Source organism: Corynebacterium sp. HMSC065D07 (genome assembly GCF_001810695.1).
Classification (GTDB): Bacteria; Actinomycetota; Actinomycetes; order Mycobacteriales; family Mycobacteriaceae; genus Corynebacterium; species Corynebacterium hesseae.
The window spans coordinates 1-219 of sequence record NZ_KV802439.1 but is presented as its reverse complement, the minus strand read 5'-3'; the positions used below and the strand labels follow the sequence as shown (position 1 = coordinate 219).

The 219-nt window shown below is 58.0% G+C and carries 1 protein-coding gene; it reads right to left on the bottom strand.

Going from position 1 to position 219, the window contains the following annotated elements:
• The coding region (locus HMPREF2760_RS05030; RefSeq protein WP_148138840.1) for a transposase at nucleotides 1-219 on the bottom strand (219 nt) is incomplete at both ends.

The following is a 219-nucleotide window of genomic DNA, read 5'->3' as shown; positions in this document are numbered from 1 at the left end:
CACGTAGTCGTCATCGGTGGCCCACAGCATTTCTAAGCGTTGCTTTTGCCGCTCGGTGAGATAGTTCGTCCTGGTCAACAGCGTGCGCCGGTGCTTGTACAGTGGGTCATCTTTGCGTCCGCGGCGTCCGGTGGTCTCACGTTGGAGTCTTTGTCGGCAACTGGTGAGCTTGTCGGCTGCCAGATGCACCACATGGAAAGGGTCCATGACTTTGTCCGC